The following is a 17,138-nucleotide window of genomic DNA, read 5'->3' on the forward strand; positions in this document are numbered from 1 at the left end:
GTCCCTTTTCGTTATTACTTCGTTGCAGCGTCTACTTGACGTTGCATACGTTTACGGTCACGTTCTAATATCGGTTTTAAATATTTACCCGTATAAGAACCAGACACTTCAGCTACTTCTTCCGGCGTACCTGTTGCCACGATTTGACCACCGCGGTCGCCACCTTCAGGACCGAGGTCAATAATATGATCGACCGATTTAATAACATCTAAATTATGTTCAATAACGATGACCGTATCACCGTTATCGACAAGACGTTGTAACACACCGAGTAATCGCGCAATGTCATCAGCATGTAGCCCTGTCGTCGGTTCATCTAAAATGTAAATCGATTTCCCATTTGAACGTTTATGCAGTTCAGAAGCGAGTTTCACACGTTGCGCTTCACCGCCTGATAACGTCGTTGCGGATTGACCAAGTTTCATATAGCCTAAGCCGACGTCGACGAGCGTTTGCAATTTACGGCTAATTTTCGGGATATTTTTGAAAAATTCCGTACCGTCTTCAATCGTCATATCGAGTACATCGGCAATGCTTTTATCTTTATATTTCACTTCAAGCGTTTCACGATTATAACGTTTACCATGACAAACTTCACACGGAACATACACGTCTGGCAAGAAGTGCATTTCGATTTTAATAATCCCGTCACCTTTACATGCTTCACAACGACCGCCTTTCACGTTAAAGCTGAAACGACCTTTTTTATAGCCGCGTACTTTCGCTTCATTTGTCGTTGCGTACACGTCACGAATGTCGTCAAATACACTCGTATACGTCGCCGGATTTGAACGCGGTGTACGACCGATTGGCGATTGGTCGATATCGATAATTTTTTCAAGTTGCTCGATACCTTCTACCGCTTTCACTTTCCCAGGCTTCGCTTTCGCACGATTAATTTTTTGTGCAAGCGTTTTGTATAGTACTTCGTTTACGAGTGTACTTTTTCCCGAACCAGAAACGCCGGTAATCGCTGTGAAAATACCGATTGGAATATCAACACTGACATCTTTTAAATTATTTTCAGCCGCGCCTTTAATCGTAATTTTACGACCGTCACCGCTTCGGCGTTCGACAGGTAGCGGTACGAATTTATCACCACTTAAATAACGACCTGTCAGTGATTTTTTATTTTTCATTACTTGTTGAGGTGTTCCTGCCGCAATAATTTCACCGCCGTGCACGCCCGCACCAGGGCCAACATCGATTAAATAATCAGCTGCAAGCATCGTATCTTCATCGTGTTCAACGACGATTAACGTATTGCCGAGGTCGCGCATCGATTTTAATGTCCCAATTAAACGGTCATTATCGCGTTGATGTAAGCCGATTGACGGTTCATCTAAAATGTAAAGCACGCCCGTTAGTCGAGAACCAATTTGTGTCGCTAAACGAATACGTTGCGCCTCGCCACCTGATAACGTACCTGATGCACGATTTAACGTTAAATAATCAAGACCGACATTATTTAAAAATGACAGTCGCTCATGAATTTCACGTAAGACGAGCTTCGCAATTTGTAAATCTTTTTCGGATAGCGTTAACGTATCGAAAAATTGTTGTGCTTCTTGAATCGAATATTCCGTTACTTCACCGATATGTTTGCCATTAATTTTGACCGCAAGTGTTTCCGGTTTTAAACGATGACCGTGACAGCTCGGACAAGGTAGCTCGGTCATATATTTTTCCATTTGCTCGCGCACCCAGTCAGAATTCGTTTCGTGGAAGCGACGTTGCACGTTGTTTAATACCCCTTCAAACGGCGCTGTTTTTTTACGTGTATTGTTGAACTCATTCGTATAAACGAAATGAATATTTTCCGTACCTGAACCGTTTAAAATAATGTCCATTTGTGCTTTCGGTAAATCTTTCACCGGCGTATCCATATCAATATTGAAATGGTCACAAACCGTTTTTAAAAGCGTTGGGTAATAAGCCGAACTCGTCGGAATCCATGGGACGATAGCATTTTCATTCAATGATAAATCCCAATTCGGAATGACGAGGTCTGGATCGACGACAACTTGTGAACCGAGACCATCACACGTCGGACAAGCGCCGAACGGACTATTAAATGAAAACATACGCGGTTCTAATTCACCGATTGAAAAACCACAAATCGGACATGCATGATGCTCGCTAAATAACAGCTCTTCTTCGCCGATGACATCTACTTTCACACGACCTTCCGCTAGACGAAGCGCCGTTTCAAGCGAATCACTTAAGCGTGCTTCAACACCTTCTTTAACGACGATACGGTCGACTACCGCTTCGATATCATGCTTTTTATTTTTTTCTAAGCTCACACCATCATCTAAATCAACGACTTCCCCATCAATGCGGGCACGAATAAAACCTTGTTTTTTCAAGTCGTCTAAAATTTTCACATGCTGCCCCTTGCGACCCGAAACGATCGGCGCTAGCAATTGAATTTTCGTACGTTCTGGATATGTCATGATACGGTCGACCATTTGCTCTACCGTTTGTGAAGAAATTTCGATGCCATCGTTTGGGCAAATCGGTTTGCCGACGCGCGCATATAATAAACGTAAATAATCATAAATTTCCGTAACCGTTCCGACTGTTGAACGCGGATTTTTACTCGTCGTTTTTTGGTCGATTGAAATCGCTGGCGATAAACCTTCAATTAAATCGACGTCTGGCTTATCCATTTGGCCTAAAAATTGACGCGCATACGCAGATAAAGACTCTACGTAGCGGCGTTGACCTTCTGCATAAATCGTATCGAATGCGAGTGATGATTTCCCTGATCCAGATAACCCAGTCATGACGACTAGTTGATCGCGTGGAATCGTCACATTAATATTTTTTAAATTGTTAGCGCGTGCACCTTGCACGACAATTTCAGTATTTTTCACGATGTCACCCTTCCGCCTTTAACTCTATGATCGTATCGCGAAGCTCTGCTGCACGTTCAAAATCAAGCGCACGTGCGGCTTCGGACATTTCGACTTCTAATGTCGCGATTAATTCATCGCGTTCTTTTTTCGTTAATTTTTTATTCGTTACATATTTTTCGACTTCTTCGGCTACCGTTGTTGCGCGAATCGATTCACGAATTTCTTTATGAATCGTCGTCGGCGTAATGCCATGTTTTTCGTTGTAAGCGATTTGAATCGTACGACGACGCGCCGTTTCATCGATTGCTTTTTGCATCGAATCTGTTATTTTATCCGCATACATAATGACATGACCGTTCGCGTTACGCGCAGCACGACCGATTGTTTGAATCAATGAACGCTCAGAACGTAAAAATCCTTCTTTATCCGCATCTAAAATCGCGATAAGTGACACTTCTGGAATGTCGAGCCCTTCACGCAATAAGTTAATGCCGACGAGGACGTCATAAGTGCCGAGTCGCAAGTCGCGAATAATTTCCGTTCGTTCTAACGTTTTTACTTCTGAATGTAAATATTGCACTTTAATGCCGATTTCTTTTAAGTAGTCCGTTAAATCTTCAGACATTTTTTTCGTCAGCGTCGTAATTAATACACGTTCATTTTTCGCAATACGTGCTTGAATTTCATCGATTAAATCATCAATTTGACCTTCGATTGGACGCACTTCAATCTCAGGATCTAATAAACCTGTCGGACGAATAATTTGTTGTGCCATCTCTGGCGTATGTTCTAATTCGAACGGTCCAGGCGTCGCTGATACGAAAATCGCTTGTTCGATATGTTTTTCAAATTCTTCAAAACGCAACGGACGGTTATCCATCGCAGAAGGTAAGCGGAAACCATGATCGACAAGCATCTTTTTACGCGCCTGGTCACCATTATACATACCTCTAATTTGCGGTAGCGTAACATGACTTTCGTCGATAATGAGTAAGAAATCATCCGGGAAATAGTCAAGTAACGTATACGGCGTCGCCCCTGGACCACGTAATGTTAAATGACGTGAATAGTTTTCAATTCCTGAACAGAAGCCCATTTCGCGCATCATTTCTAAATCATAATTCGTACGTTGTTCTAAACGTTGCGCTTCTAATAGCTTCCCTTCCTCCCGTAATACGTCAAGACGTTCTGCTAATTCTGCTTCAATATTTTTAATCGCAATTTGCATTTTATCTTCACGCGTCACAAAGTGAGATGCTGGGAAAATTGCGATATGTTGACGGTCACCGAGCACTTCACCTGTTAAGGCATCAATTTCACGAATACGATCAATTTCATCACCGAAAAATTCAATACGGACACATTGCGTATCACGAGACGCCGGGAAAATTTCGACAACGTCACCACGTACACGGAATTTACCACGTGAAAAATCGATATCATTTCGTTCGTACTGAATGTCTACGAGCTTGCGCAACAATTGATTGCGCTCGATTTCCATTCCTGGACGAAGTGATAATAACATTTCTTTATATTCTTCCGGCGAACCTAAACCGTAAATGCATGATACCGACGCAATAATAATGACATCGTCGCGTTCAAATAATGAAGATGTCGCAGAGTGGCGCAGCTTATCGATTTCATCGTTAATACTTGCGTCTTTCTCAATATACGTATCCGTTTGTGGTACGTATGCTTCCGGTTGATAGTAGTCATAGTAACTCACAAAATATTCGACCGCATTATTCGGGAAAAACTCTTTAAACTCGCTGTACAATTGCCCTGCAAGCGTCTTATTATGCGCAATAATAAGCGTCGGCTTTTTAATTTGTTGAATGACGTTCGATACCGTAAACGTTTTCCCTGTACCTGTTGCACCGAGTAACGTCTGATAGCGCTTATTGTCGCGCACACCTTCTACTAACTCAGCAATCGCTTGTGGTTGGTCACCACTCGGCTTATACGGTGCTTGTAAATCAAAATCCATGAAATTTCCTCCTCACAGTTGCCATAATCGTACGTACATTTTATCATAAACAACATAAAAAAGCCGAACATACGTTTCAAACATAAAAAAAAGAAAAACACCCACTCTCATGGATGTTTGTCGTTTATTCTGACGCTCGTAGCGCATTTAATTCAGATGTTAAGCGCATAAACAGAACTTCATCACGATTGTCTAATGCTTCATCAATCTTTTGCATATAGTATTCTTCATATTGATCTGCATGCACATGGTTTAAAAATAAATCTAAGTAAATGTCATTCAGTAATTCTTTTCCTTGCAACCCGTGGCTTAAGTGATTTGTATCATTTGATTTAATAGAACGATATTCCATATGTCATCACCTCTATACCTTTTTTTCATTATATACTAAATACTCTACATAATTCAATATAAATTTTCTGAATATTTTGTATAAATATCAGTAACATATTGGAAAAAAGTTAGATAAATAGTATTGAAAAATAACAAATATGTCGTTTATAATATGGTTGTAAAACGAAAGGAGGTGATGTGTACGTGAAATTAAAAATGATGGACTTGCAACATTTTACGATCTCGCGAGACCTCATGTTACTCGAACCTCGTATTTGGAAAGGACAACGTTGCACGCTTGTTTATGAACGTGACCGTACATATGTTGTACTCGCTTCTGTCAAACGCGTCATTTCCCGCGCATGTGCTTCCTACGGGACATCTTTACAAACATCGACTTTGTTATCGAAAGAGATAACGAAGGGTACGAAGAAGTTACCAATCGGTCTAGGGACGAAGCAACCAATCATTTTAATCCCTACTTCTTCACCTTCCAACGGTCATACACAATGGGTTGTTTATGACGCTATCCAAAATTATTCACCAGCATTGTATAACGAATGCCACATACAATTCGTCAACGGTGATACTTTCACATTACGATTATCTTATCATAGCTTGCGCACGCAGCTATCCCACGCTCACGCAATCTCTAAATATTTCCAAGCCTTAAGCGTTGAGCAAATCTCCCACTTACAATCCTCCCTCTTTTTTGGCGAAGTATCAATGGATGCCCTCTTGCCCGTTGATTAACGCAAAAAAAGCAACGGCCATTTGAAGCCGTTGCTTTTTCTATTGTTACATTTGTGCGCGTAAGTACGCGTTGATGAACGGATCTAAATCGCCATCCATAACCGCTTGGACATTCCCTGTTTCCTCATTTGTACGGTGATCTTTCACCATTGAATAAGGGTGGAAGACGTATGAACGAATTTGGCTAGACCAGCCAATTTCTTTTTGTTCCCCACGGATTTCATCTAAATGTTCTTGTTTTTCTTCTAATTTTAATTGATACAATTTCGCTTGCAGCATTTTCATCGCTGTTTCACGGTTTTTCAGTTGTGAACGTTCCGCCTGACATGCGACAACTGTATTTGTCGGTAAGTGTGTAATACGAACAGCCGATTCCGTTTTGTTAATGTGCTGACCCCCGGCACCTGACGCACGGTACGTATCGATTTTTAAATCTTCCGTACGAATATCGACAACGACTTCATCAGTAAACTCTGGCATAATATCGCATGATACAAACGACGTATGACGACGCCCCGCTGAGTCAAACGGTGAAATACGCACTAAACGGTGTACCCCTTTTTCCGCTTTTAAATAGCCATATGCATTATGACCGCGTACCGCAATCGTAACCGATTTGAGTCCTGCTTCATCACCTGCTAAATAATCGAGCATTTCCACTTTGAAATCATGTTTTTCAGCCCAACGTGTATACATACGTAACAACATCGAACCCCAGTCTTGAGACTCTGTACCACCCGCACCTGGGTGAAGTTCTAAAATTGCATTGTTTTTATCGTATGGACCACTCATCAGTAGTTGTAGCTCGAATTCAGCAACGCGCGCTTCAAATGCATGCATCGCTTCACCAAGTTCTTCAAGCATATCGTCATCCATTTCTTCTTTTAGCAATTCAAGTGTCATTTCTAACTCTTCTTGTTCTCCTTGAAGTGCGTAAAATTCATTGACGATATCTTTTAACCCTTTTGATTCGTTAATGATAGCTTGTGCTTTCGATTGGTCATTCCAAAAAGATGGATCTAACATAATTTCATCCATTTCTTGAATGCGGAACTCTTTGTTTTCTAAGTCAAAGAGACCCCCTAAAATCTTCAATTTTCGTCGCTGTTGCGTCTAATGCATTTCTAACATCTGATAGTTCTAACATAACGTTCCTCCAGTAAGATTCTACAACAAAGAGCTGTGACAAAACTTCTATAGGCGAAGTCATATGCCACAGCTCTTTCAGCTGAATCAATTATTCTTCAACTGCACCGTGACAGTTTTTATATTTTTTACCGCTACCACATGGGCATAAATCGTTGCGGCCGATTTCTTGTTTTTTACGAATAGGTTGGCGTTTTTTCTTTTTCGCGCCGCCTTCTTCTTTCGGATTCACCGCTTGACCTTTTGCGACTTCTTCACGTTCTAAGTTTGAACGGATTTCTGCTTTCATCGCGAAGCGTGCAACGTCTGCTTTAATTGCTTCAAGCATTTCGTTGAACATACGGTAACCTTCTTGTTCGTATTCGTGAAGTGGATCTGTTTGTGCATACGCACGTAAGTGGATACCTTGACGAAGTTGTTCCATTGCGTCGATATGGTCGATCCATTTTGAATCAATCGCACGTAATAAAATAACTTTTTCAAATTCACGCATACGTTCAGGTGACATTTCTGCTTCTTTTTCATCGTATTGTACTTTCACTTGCTCACGTACCATATCGATGATTTCTTCAGATGATTTATCTTGAAGGTCTGCAATTGTAAACGTATCATCACGTAAAATGTTTGCATGTAAGAACGCTAACATTGAGTCATAGTTCCAATCTGCGGGATCTTCTGACGCTGTGAACGCTTGAATGTTCGCTACTAATACGTCATCGATCATTGATTCGACTAAATGACGCATATCTTCTGAATCTAACACTGCATAACGTTCTTTATAGATGATTTCACGTTGTTGACGAGATACATCATCATATTGTAATAAACGTTTACGTGCATCGAAGTTGTTACCTTCTACACGTTTTTGCGCAGATTCAACCGCTTTTGAAACCATACTTGATTGAATTGGTTGAGAGTCGTCCATACCTAGACGTGCCATCATCGCTTTCATGCTATCAGAACCGAAACGTTTCATTAAGTCATCTTCAAGTGATAAGTAGAATTGAGACACACCAGGGTCACCTTGACGACCGGCACGACCACGTAATTGGTTATCAATACGACGAGATTCGTGACGTTCTGTACCGATTACTGCTAAGCCGCCTAATTCTAATACACCTTCGCCAAGTTTAATATCGGTACCACGACCAGCCATGTTTGTTGCGATTGTAACCGCACCTTTTTGACCTGCAAGTGCAACGATTTCTGCTTCACGTTCGTTGTTTTTCGCATTTAATACTTCATGTGGAATACCGTGTTTACGTAATAATGAAGAAAGTAACTCTGACGTTTCGATGGCAACTGTACCGACAAGTACTGGTTGGCCTTTTTTATGACGTTCTGCAATTTCTTTTGCGACCGCTTCAAATTTACCGCGCATCGTTGCGAAAATTAAGTCTGGACGGTCCTCACGTGCAATCGGTTTGTTCGTTGGAATGACGACAACGTTCATGTTGTAAATGTTACGGAACTCTTCTTCTTCGGTTTTCGCTGTACCTGTCATACCAGACAATTTTTCGTACATACGGAAGAAGTTTTGGAACGTAATTGTTGCCATTGTCATTGATTCATTTTGAATTTCAACGCCTTCTTTTGCTTCAATCGCTTGGTGAAGACCGTCTGAGTAACGACGACCATTCATAATACGACCTGTGAAGCCATCAACGATCATAATTTCGCCATCTTGTACGACATAGTCGATATCAAGGTGCATTGCTGCGTGCGCTTTTAATGATTGGTTAATGGCGTGTAGTAATTGGACGTGTGATAAGTCGAATAAGTTATCGATATTAAACGCGCGCTCTGCTTTTTCTATACCTGAATCAGTCAGTGCAGTTGCTTTCGTTTCAATGTCGTAAGTGTAGTCGCCTTCACCATACTCCATTTTACCTTCTTTGTTTTTCTTACCTTGTGCTTGTTTTAATGTGCGCACGAATGCATTTGATTGCTTGTAAAGTGCAGCAGATTTATTCGCTTGACCAGAAATGATTAACGGTGTACGCGCTTCATCGATTAACGCTGAGTCGGTTTCATCGATTACGGCATAGTAAAGTGGACGCTGTACGCGCTCTTCTTTGTAAAGCACCATATTATCACGTAAATAGTCGAAACCTAATTCGTTGTTCGTGCTATATGTGATATCGCACGCATACGCTTCACGTTTTTCATCTTTTGATAAACTGCTGACGTTTAGACCAACTGTTAAGCCTAAAAATTCATACAGTGGACGCATCGTTTCCGCATCACGTTCTGCTAAGTATTCATTGACCGTTACAACGTGAACACCTTTACCAGTTAATGCGTTTAAGTATACCGGTAATGTCCCTGTTAACGTTTTACCTTCACCGGTTTTCATTTCTGCGATATTACCTTCATGTAATGTCGCACCACCCATGATTTGTACACGGTATGGATACATACCTAATACACGTTTTGCCGCTTCACGTACGTTCGCGAAAGCTTCTGGGCGGATTTTATCCAAATCTTCGCCATTTGCAATACGTTGTTTGAATTTCTCTGTGTTTTCGCGCAGTTGCTCATCTGTCATTGCTGCGAATTGATCCGCTAACGCTTCTACTTGATCGGCTACTTTGTTTAAGTGCTTAATCTCACGTTTATTCGGATCGAAAATTTTATTTAAAATGCCAAGCATTTAAGTTCACATCCTATATAGTCTTAATCCTTTACGTAACGCTACTCGATACAAAAGTAGCATTATGATCGAATTTTATAATGCTGAATTCCCTTTAATTTGTATATTTCATTATACATCGCCATACTTTATTGTAATGAAAAAATAGGATTGTAGCAATGAAAAGCGCTGATTCTTCCAAAAAATTACGCATTTTCGGAGAATCAGCGCGCTGTTATTCATCTTTATCTAAAATTCGCGCCGGACATCCTACTGCAGTGCACCCTGCTGGCAAATCTGCAATGACCGAAGACCCTGCGCCGACGATAGACCATTCACCAATTTTACGGTTCGGAATGACCGTACTATTCGCACCGAGACTAGCGCCTTGCTCGACCGTCACTTCACGTGTAATGACGGCTCCCGTTGAGATGTGAACGTAATCTTTTAATACACTTTCATGTTCCACAACAGACATCGAATTCAAAATGCTATGTTTGCCGACGATTGCACCCGAGTTAATAATTGCGCCAGGCATAACGACGGTGCCCACACCAATTTCACTAAATGGGCTAACGATTGCTTTCGGGTGAATAACGATGCCGTAACGGTCTTCACGTAAATTTAAAAATTCCACGAGTTGCTTCCGCACACCGTTATCGCTATACGACAAAATGACACGTCGATCGTCAATTTCTAACAACCGTTGCAATTCACTAATCGGTCCTCTAAAAATGTCGCCATCCATTGATGGAATCACATCACGGTCGTCTAAAATCGCAAATACACGTCCGTGACTTTCTTCAATACAATCGCGAATAACTTTCGCATGACCACTGTTTCCAATTAAAATATAGTCCATTGAATTCGCCCCCTTTGTACGTATATTCCCAATTCCTACAAAAAAACCACACAAAAATAGCCTAAAGCATACGCTTTAGGCTATTTGGATATACGAGTTAGTTCGTTTCAATTAAACCGTACTTACCGTCTTTACGACGATATACGATATTTGTTTCGTTCGTTTCAGCGTCCGTGAAGATGTAGAAATCGTGTCCTAATAAATTCATTTGTAGGATTGCTTCTTCATCGTCCATCGGTTTTAATGAGAATTGTTTTGTACGAACTACTTGTAGCTCATCTTCTACTTCTTCTACATTATCTGTTTCTGGTTCTGGAGGTGGTGTCGTTGCGAAGTATAAACCTACACCTTCACGATCACGGAATTTACGGTTAATTTTCGTTTTATGTTTACGAATTTGACGTTCTAATTTATCGATAATCGCATCGATTCCTGCGTATAAATCATCATTGCGTTCCTCAGCACGTAACGTTAAACGTTTCATCGGAATCGTTACTTCGACTTTTGTACGTTTGTCATTGTAAACTTTTAAATTAACGTTAGCTGTCGCATCCATTTCATTATTGAAGTAGCGTTCTAATTTAGAAATCTTTCCTTCAACATAGTCGCGAATTGCTGGAGTTACCTCAATGTTTTCACCACGAATGTTAAATGTTAGCATGTAAACTCCTCCTTTATAAAACCTATAATGCTATATTCTACATTTCCCTTCGCATTTCCTTCTTAAACGTGAAAATAAATGCCGAATTTCCAAAAATATTTTTGGAGTATAGAAAAAAAATGCATTTCTTTACGAAATACACCTTTTCTTTTCACATCTATTATTTTCTTTTGCTCATCGCAACTTCTGCTTTGCGACGTAGCTTTAAATCTTCAATAATCGCACTTTGTGTCGCCTCATTAATATTTAAGCGTACACCGTAAGTACGCAAACTTTGACGATACGGACGCTCACCGACGATTTCAGCTGCTAAATTGTGCGTACGATCGTGAATGACGAACGATAGTAATACTACGCATTCATTCGCATCTTTCGGTAACGCCTGTTCAAAACCGATACATAAACCGCCAGGACTAATGTCGAGAATTTGTCCTGTCGTACTCACCGCCGTCTCACGTTCTGGATGTTTCAACGTGCACGTTAGCTGAATTGGGTGCACTAATGTATGTCGAAAAGATTCTTTACGTTTATATTCCATGTGTATGATTGCCATTAGCGAATTGCTAAAGGTAATCTCCCCTCCTATCATTGTGTAATGATCTATGCATGTATTATGCCAAATTATTACGTTATATTATACCTTTTTTCTTATCTTTTATAAATAATTTATGACGATATGTTCAAAAATATACATATTTTGGTGCGTTCATACATTAAAAAAGTAGCCCCATGCGATGAGGCTACTTTTTTATTATTTTGGGAAAGCTTCGTTGAATTTTTTCAATTGATGCTTCATGTCAAATAACGTGTAGTAATAGTGGTAGCGTGCTTGTTTTTTCGTATCTACTGCCACTAATGGTTTTAACGATACGCCATTAATTTTCACACTTTTATTTAATGCATTACGTAAATTCACCATATCTGCTACGTCTTTTAAATAATCTTCACGCGTATCTTTTGATTGACCTGCTTGATTTTCATCTAAGTAATCAATCAGCTCTTCATACATAATAATCATTTCATACGGATTGTATGAATCATTATCTTTATACGAAATTTCGGCATCGCCGTAGAAGCTATATGAATATTTCACTTTATCGACTGCTTTATCGTACTTTTTCAAGTCAGCTTTTTGTTTTAAATATTGTTTTTGCTTTTTCGTTAAAGCGTCATATGATTTACGTGCATTAACGTACGATTTAAAGAACGTTGAACCTGATTTTACGTTGCTAATTAACTTATCTGTCTTTTCAGCTTCGTTCACATCATACGCATCTGTTAAGTACTCAGCATTTTCAAGATCCTCAGCATCTAAAATTGCTTTTGCCTCTGGCGATAATTTATTGTATAAATCTAACGCCTGTTTCAATGCTTTACTTTCTTCATCATCAAAGTTGTCTGGATCTGCTTCGTCATCATCTAACGCAAATGGTGGTAATTTCTCTAAGTTCTCAGCAATCGTCACGATTGGTTCGTACTTTTTATATTGCGTTAACACTTTTGAATCGATCCACGCTTTTTGATAATCACTAAATTCATCGTAAATATCTTTTAATACAGCGATATCATCTAACGTTGATTTACTATCAATGTCGGCCACTGCTTGTTCAAATTCATATACAGCTTCATATGCTGCATCAAAATCTTCTTTTTGTGCTGCTAAGCCTTCATCATTTTGTAAATACCAAACGGCATTGTTCGATAATTTATCGTACGCTAACACTAATTTTTTCAACTCATTTGCATACGTTGCTGCCTCTTTTGCAACAAGTGGTGGACGGTTATTTTTTGGATTCGCGTCGATATATGGTTCTGTCCCGTATTTATCGACAAACTTTTTATACGCCGCATCCATTGTCGCTGCTTCTTTATAATAAGCTTCTTGATCAATGTACGTTTCAAGCGCTTCTTTTGTACCAATTGGCTCTTCACCGTTGTTTAACGTATCATCTTTTTTCGCGATTGTTTTTTGAAGCGTGCCAAGTTTTTTATACGTTGCTAACGCATCTTTAATGCGCGTAATTTCTTTCGGTGTATACGGCGTAAATCCTGTCGGACGGTCAGAAGCTGGATCTGCAGTTTGCGCCTCATCACGCAACGCTGGTACTTGAATGTCTAATAGCGGAATAAATTGACTATATTTCTTCTTCAAATCGTCTGCAATGACTTGTTGGACATACTCAGGTAAACGATTGTACGCATCATATGCTTTATTGACAGATGCTGCGCCAATAATATTCCCTTCTGCATCTTCAATGTAGTCATCCATCGGTTGTGGTGCAATTTGGCTATCTGCTGATAACGATTTAATGATTTTTTCCATTTCTTGAAGTGCATCGAAATCCGCTTTATATTTTTCTTTTAATTTTAAAATGTCTTCAGCATGTTTCACGAAAGGTTGGGCGTAAGAGTTCGCATTTTCATACGCATTGACAACTTCCATAACTGATTGTAAATAGTTTTTATCTTTCGGTTTTAACGCTTCATACATTTTATCGATTGCGTTTGCTTCATCTACATATTTCGCACTCGCTAAAAATGATGTATCACGAATAACCTTTTTCTCTGCTTCTTGAGAAGCTTCATCTTTCCCCGGTAAATAACAAGCACCTGGGTTCGCTTTTTCTATTTCTGTCTTTTTAGGAGTTACCGCTAAAATACCCTTTTGTTCGGCATCCATTTTATTGTACTTTTTAAATACTTTCACAAGATCTTCTTGCGTTAAACTTACGTATAAATAGTCGTACGATAAAATATCATCTTCTGCGCACCAATAATTGTAGAAATAGTTATAACGTGCAACATCTTGTACATCAATTAAATACATAAACTTCTCGAATTCTTCATTCGTTTTCTCAGGAATAAACGCTCGAATAATTTCATCACTTTCAATATTCGCTTCGTAATATTCTTTTAAATCATTCACATCACCCATATTACTTGAGCTCGTTAACGCATCGACTTCACCTTTGAACGCCATCGCTGCTTCATATTCAGCTGCGTAATCTGATTTCACTTTTTCTAAATCATCTTTCGCCGCAACGAATTTACGCACCGTTTCAGAAGCATTCGCATATGTCGTATAAATTTTAATCATATCAACTTTATATGTTGGGCTAGACGGTTTCAATTTTTGATAGTCTTTATCGATCGTTGTTGCTGTTTTAATATCTGCAGCTTTACTTAAAATTTTTGCGATATCTGTATGTGCACCATCTATTGTATTCATTAACGCTTTACGTGGCCCTACTTCTAGCTTGTCATATAACGCAATCGCTTGTTGAATATTTTTAATATCTTGTGTGTCTGGTGATACGAGATCAGATGCCAATAATAAATGGTACGTATTATACGCATTTAAATATTTATTGTATTTCGTCATGATCGACTTCTCAATAATACTTTGTGTACTCGTATCGTGTTCAATCATCGTATCGTAATACGTTACCGCTGTCATCACCGGTGTTGACTCATCAGGATCATCTGTTTTGTCGACTGTAATTGCACTATCGGCATTTAATTTAGAAACATACTTTTTAAATTTATTCGCAATTGCTTGCGGATAGTTCCCAGACTTTTTAGACACTAAACCGTTAAACCAGTGTAAACGCTCTTGGTTGATGACATATTTTTTCACTTTCGGTGGCGCTGATTTATAGTCGTTATATATTTTCTTCACTTCAGCTGCGAATTTTTTGCTACCGGTATTTAATTTTAAAATTTGCGCATCTAGCTTTTGCGCTTGTGCAACGAGCGAAGCTTCCTGACCCCAAATACGTGCAATCGGCGTCGTATCTTGAACGCGGTCTAATTCAATCGTCATCGCAACGAGCGTTTTTTGTGGTTCAGTTAATTTATTGAACGTTTTCGCAAAATCAACGATACGTTGTTCATCATTCGTATTATATTTAAAATCTTTTTCTTCAACACGTAATTCCGCTGTATCTGGATCGTACGGTTTCTTTTCTAAATCTAACGCTAATACCATACCTGCACGAATTAATGCAGGCATCGTCATATATAATTCATAATCTTTTACGGTCGCCTTCGACAACATATCGATTGCCGCTGGTTTCCCTGGATTATCTTGTTTCTTTTGTGCAAGCGTATCATACGCCTCTTCTAAATCTTCTAACTCACTTAATACTTCATCTGCGTCCGCTTCCGTCAAACCTTCTAACGTATTTAACTTTTTCAAACGTTGCTCAAATTCTTTAATATCAGCAATTTGTTCTGCATACGTTTCATTCACCGATTGAATTTCTTCACCAAACAATGAATACTTTTGAACGTTCGGTAAAGCGCTACCGTATGAAATCGATGCAGCAATCATACCTTCTAAATCACTCGCATTGTACGCTTTCGTATAACTATTATCGAGTTTTTCCGCAGCTTTCACGTCCGCTTCTTCTTGTGTATACGGTAAGTTTTCAATCGCTTGATCAATGTCTAAGTCATATCCAGATGACGTATCAACGCCATCATTCGCAAGCGCTAACGTAAATGCTTGTTGGTCTTTTCCTAATGATTTAAAAGCTGCCTGTGCATCTTTCACTTTATTCAATTCTTGCGCAGAAGGTATCGGTGATTCCGCTGTTACATCTGGATAAGGTAATGCTTTACTAATCGTTTTTAATACAGCAGGCACTTTTGCGTATTCTTGATACGTTTTTAATAAATCTTTATCGACATATTTCGTTAAATTAAATTTATTAGCAGGTGCATTCAGTTCATTATATTTTTGCTCTGCCTCGTAAATCGTATCAAGACGTAAATCTTTTTTCATTTCATTAACAGCGTCTTGGAATTCATTAATTTTCGCAATCGGTTCTTCGTTCTTCTCCGCGATTGCTTCAATCGCACTATAAATAGCACTATCAAAATATTCATCTGGTGATTCCGATTCAAAGTCACCGATAAAGTCACTAAACAATAACGCTACTTCGAACGCTTTCGCCGCATACGTATTCGCTGTCGGCTGTAGCTTTTCATACGCATTAATTAACGCAACCGTACCGCTAATTTTCGCCTCATCCGCTAAATAGGCTTGAATGAGTTGATTTTCATCGTCGGTAAATAAGCTTTTTTGGAACGTATCGAGCGATTTATATGTCGGTAAAAACGTATTTAATTGCTTCGCAAGTTCCGTTTTACTTTCGTTAAATTCGCCGCCTTCATCTACGATACCATTTGTTGAATCGCCTACTTCGACTTCGACATTGCCATCTTCATCTGCCGTCGCTAACAGCTTCGCAACCGACTTAAATTGCGCACGTGCTGTCGCTGAAGTCGTATATTGATTCAGCTTTTTCACAGTTGCTGCTGGTACAGCCGCTTTCGTGATGCTGTTCATCGCCTTATACGTCTTTTGTGCTTTTGGTGCAGTCATCGTATAGTTTTTATTCGTAATTTTTGCCACTTGTGTTTTTAACGTCGTAATTTTTTTCTCAAGTGGCGCAATTTTTGTCATATGTTTTTTTAACGTTTTATAGTTTGAAACGAGTTTACGATCTTTCGCTGATAGTTTTTTGTAAGCATTGTTCGCCGCACGTACTTTCGCAATGTAATTCGTCTTTTTCGAATCGATCGCTTTAATTTTATTGATGACAGCTTTCGCTTTTTTCGTTGGTTTCTTTGTCGCCGCTTGCGCAATTTGCCCACCATCTGGATAAGCAGCTGTGAGCCAAACCGGTAACGTCAGTGCAGTCGCCATTGTGACGCTTAAAAATTTTTTTCGCACCCCTAAAACCCTCCTTTTAAAATATGTATTGCTGTGAGTTCTTCGTTTTCTTGGTATATTATTTTTATCGACAAAAAAAGCGCGCTCTAAAGGCTTATACGATATTCAAAAGGTTAAAAAAGGTATTTAGACCTAAACAAAAAGGAAGCCCATAAATATTGGA

Annotated in this window: 10 protein-coding genes; 1 reads left to right on the forward strand and 9 read right to left on the reverse strand. The window is 39.4% G+C overall.

The genetic code is table 11. The features are described from left to right. Positions 1-14: 14 nt before the first annotated feature. From uvrA to KMHG_RS03045, 3 genes are all read right to left on the reverse strand, one after another. Positions 15-2,879 (reverse strand): excinuclease ABC subunit UvrA, encoded by a 2,865-nt coding sequence (gene uvrA / locus KMHG_RS03035; protein ID WP_010286812.1) that lies wholly within the window; start codon positions 2,877-2,879, stop codon positions 15-17. Between the two features lie 4 nt (positions 2,880-2,883). Next, positions 2,884-4,848 carry an excinuclease ABC subunit UvrB gene (gene uvrB, locus KMHG_RS03040; RefSeq protein WP_010286814.1) on the reverse strand — a complete coding sequence of 655 codons (1,965 nt, stop codon included), beginning with the start codon at positions 4,846-4,848 and terminating at the stop codon, positions 2,884-2,886. A 124-nt stretch (positions 4,849-4,972) separates the two neighbouring features. Continuing rightward, the gene (locus tag KMHG_RS03045) at positions 4,973-5,200 is read right to left on the reverse strand and encodes an IDEAL domain-containing protein (protein WP_010286816.1); all 228 of its coding nucleotides are present in this window, start codon (positions 5,198-5,200) and stop codon (positions 4,973-4,975) included. A 185-nt stretch (positions 5,201-5,385) separates the two neighbouring features. Here KMHG_RS03045 and KMHG_RS03050 point away from each other — a divergent pair, with 185 nt between their 5' ends. Continuing rightward, positions 5,386-5,934 (forward strand): competence protein ComK, encoded by a 549-nt coding sequence (locus KMHG_RS03050; protein ID WP_010286823.1) that lies wholly within the window; start codon positions 5,386-5,388, stop codon positions 5,932-5,934. Positions 5,935-5,979: 45 nt separating this feature from the next. Here the strand turns inward: KMHG_RS03050 and prfB are convergent. From prfB to KMHG_RS03085, 6 genes are all read right to left on the reverse strand, one after another. Continuing rightward, positions 5,980-7,081 (reverse strand): peptide chain release factor 2 gene (gene prfB, locus KMHG_RS03055; RefSeq protein WP_187116257.1). Its coding sequence is split into 2 segments (ribosomal slippage): positions 5,980-7,005 and positions 7,007-7,081, totalling 1,101 coding nucleotides; the frame shifts between segments, so codons are not numbered across the junction. 90 nt (positions 7,082-7,171) lie between these two features. Continuing rightward, on the reverse strand, positions 7,172-9,733 hold the full coding sequence (gene secA / locus KMHG_RS03065; RefSeq protein WP_010286829.1) for a preprotein translocase subunit SecA: 2,562 nt from the start codon (positions 9,731-9,733) through the stop codon (positions 7,172-7,174). 214 nt (positions 9,734-9,947) lie between these two features. Then, the gene (locus tag KMHG_RS03070) at positions 9,948-10,574 is read right to left on the reverse strand and encodes an acetyltransferase (protein ID WP_010286832.1); all 627 of its coding nucleotides are present in this window, start codon (positions 10,572-10,574) and stop codon (positions 9,948-9,950) included. A 97-nt stretch (positions 10,575-10,671) separates the two neighbouring features. Then, positions 10,672-11,235, reverse strand: a complete 564-nt coding sequence (gene hpf / locus KMHG_RS03075) for a ribosome hibernation-promoting factor, HPF/YfiA family (protein ID WP_010286835.1) — start codon at positions 11,233-11,235, stop codon at positions 10,672-10,674. A 160-nt stretch (positions 11,236-11,395) separates the two neighbouring features. After that, positions 11,396-11,788: a PilZ domain-containing protein gene (locus KMHG_RS03080; protein WP_010286836.1), complete on the reverse strand. Its 393-nt coding sequence runs from the start codon at positions 11,786-11,788 to the stop codon at positions 11,396-11,398. Positions 11,789-11,986: 198 nt separating this feature from the next. After that, on the reverse strand, positions 11,987-16,975 hold the full coding sequence (locus KMHG_RS03085) for a hypothetical protein (protein WP_010286839.1): 4,989 nt from the start codon (positions 16,973-16,975) through the stop codon (positions 11,987-11,989). Positions 16,976-17,138: the final 163 nt, after the last annotated feature.

It is taken from the genome of Kurthia massiliensis (assembly GCF_000285555.1).
Taxonomy (GTDB): domain Bacteria; phylum Bacillota; class Bacilli; order Bacillales_A; family Planococcaceae; genus Kurthia; species Kurthia massiliensis.

Excerpts from the sequence above, each read along its gene's own strand:
- KMHG_RS03080 (WP_010286836.1), bottom strand. The coding sequence starts at position 11,788 with ATGGCAATCATACACATGGAATATAAACGTAAAGAATCTTTTCGACAT.
- hpf (WP_010286835.1), bottom strand. The coding sequence starts at position 11,235 with ATGCTAACATTTAACATTCGTGGTGAAAACATTGAGGTAACTCCAGCA.
- uvrB (WP_010286814.1), bottom strand. The coding sequence starts at position 4,848 with ATGGATTTTGATTTACAAGCACCGTATAAGCCGAGTGGTGACCAACCA.
- KMHG_RS03045 (WP_010286816.1), bottom strand. The coding sequence starts at position 5,200 with ATGGAATATCGTTCTATTAAATCAAATGATACAAATCACTTAAGCCAC.
- KMHG_RS03070 (WP_010286832.1), bottom strand. The coding sequence starts at position 10,574 with ATGGACTATATTTTAATTGGAAACAGTGGTCATGCGAAAGTTATTCGC.
- secA (WP_010286829.1), bottom strand. The coding sequence starts at position 9,733 with ATGCTTGGCATTTTAAATAAAATTTTCGATCCGAATAAACGTGAGATT.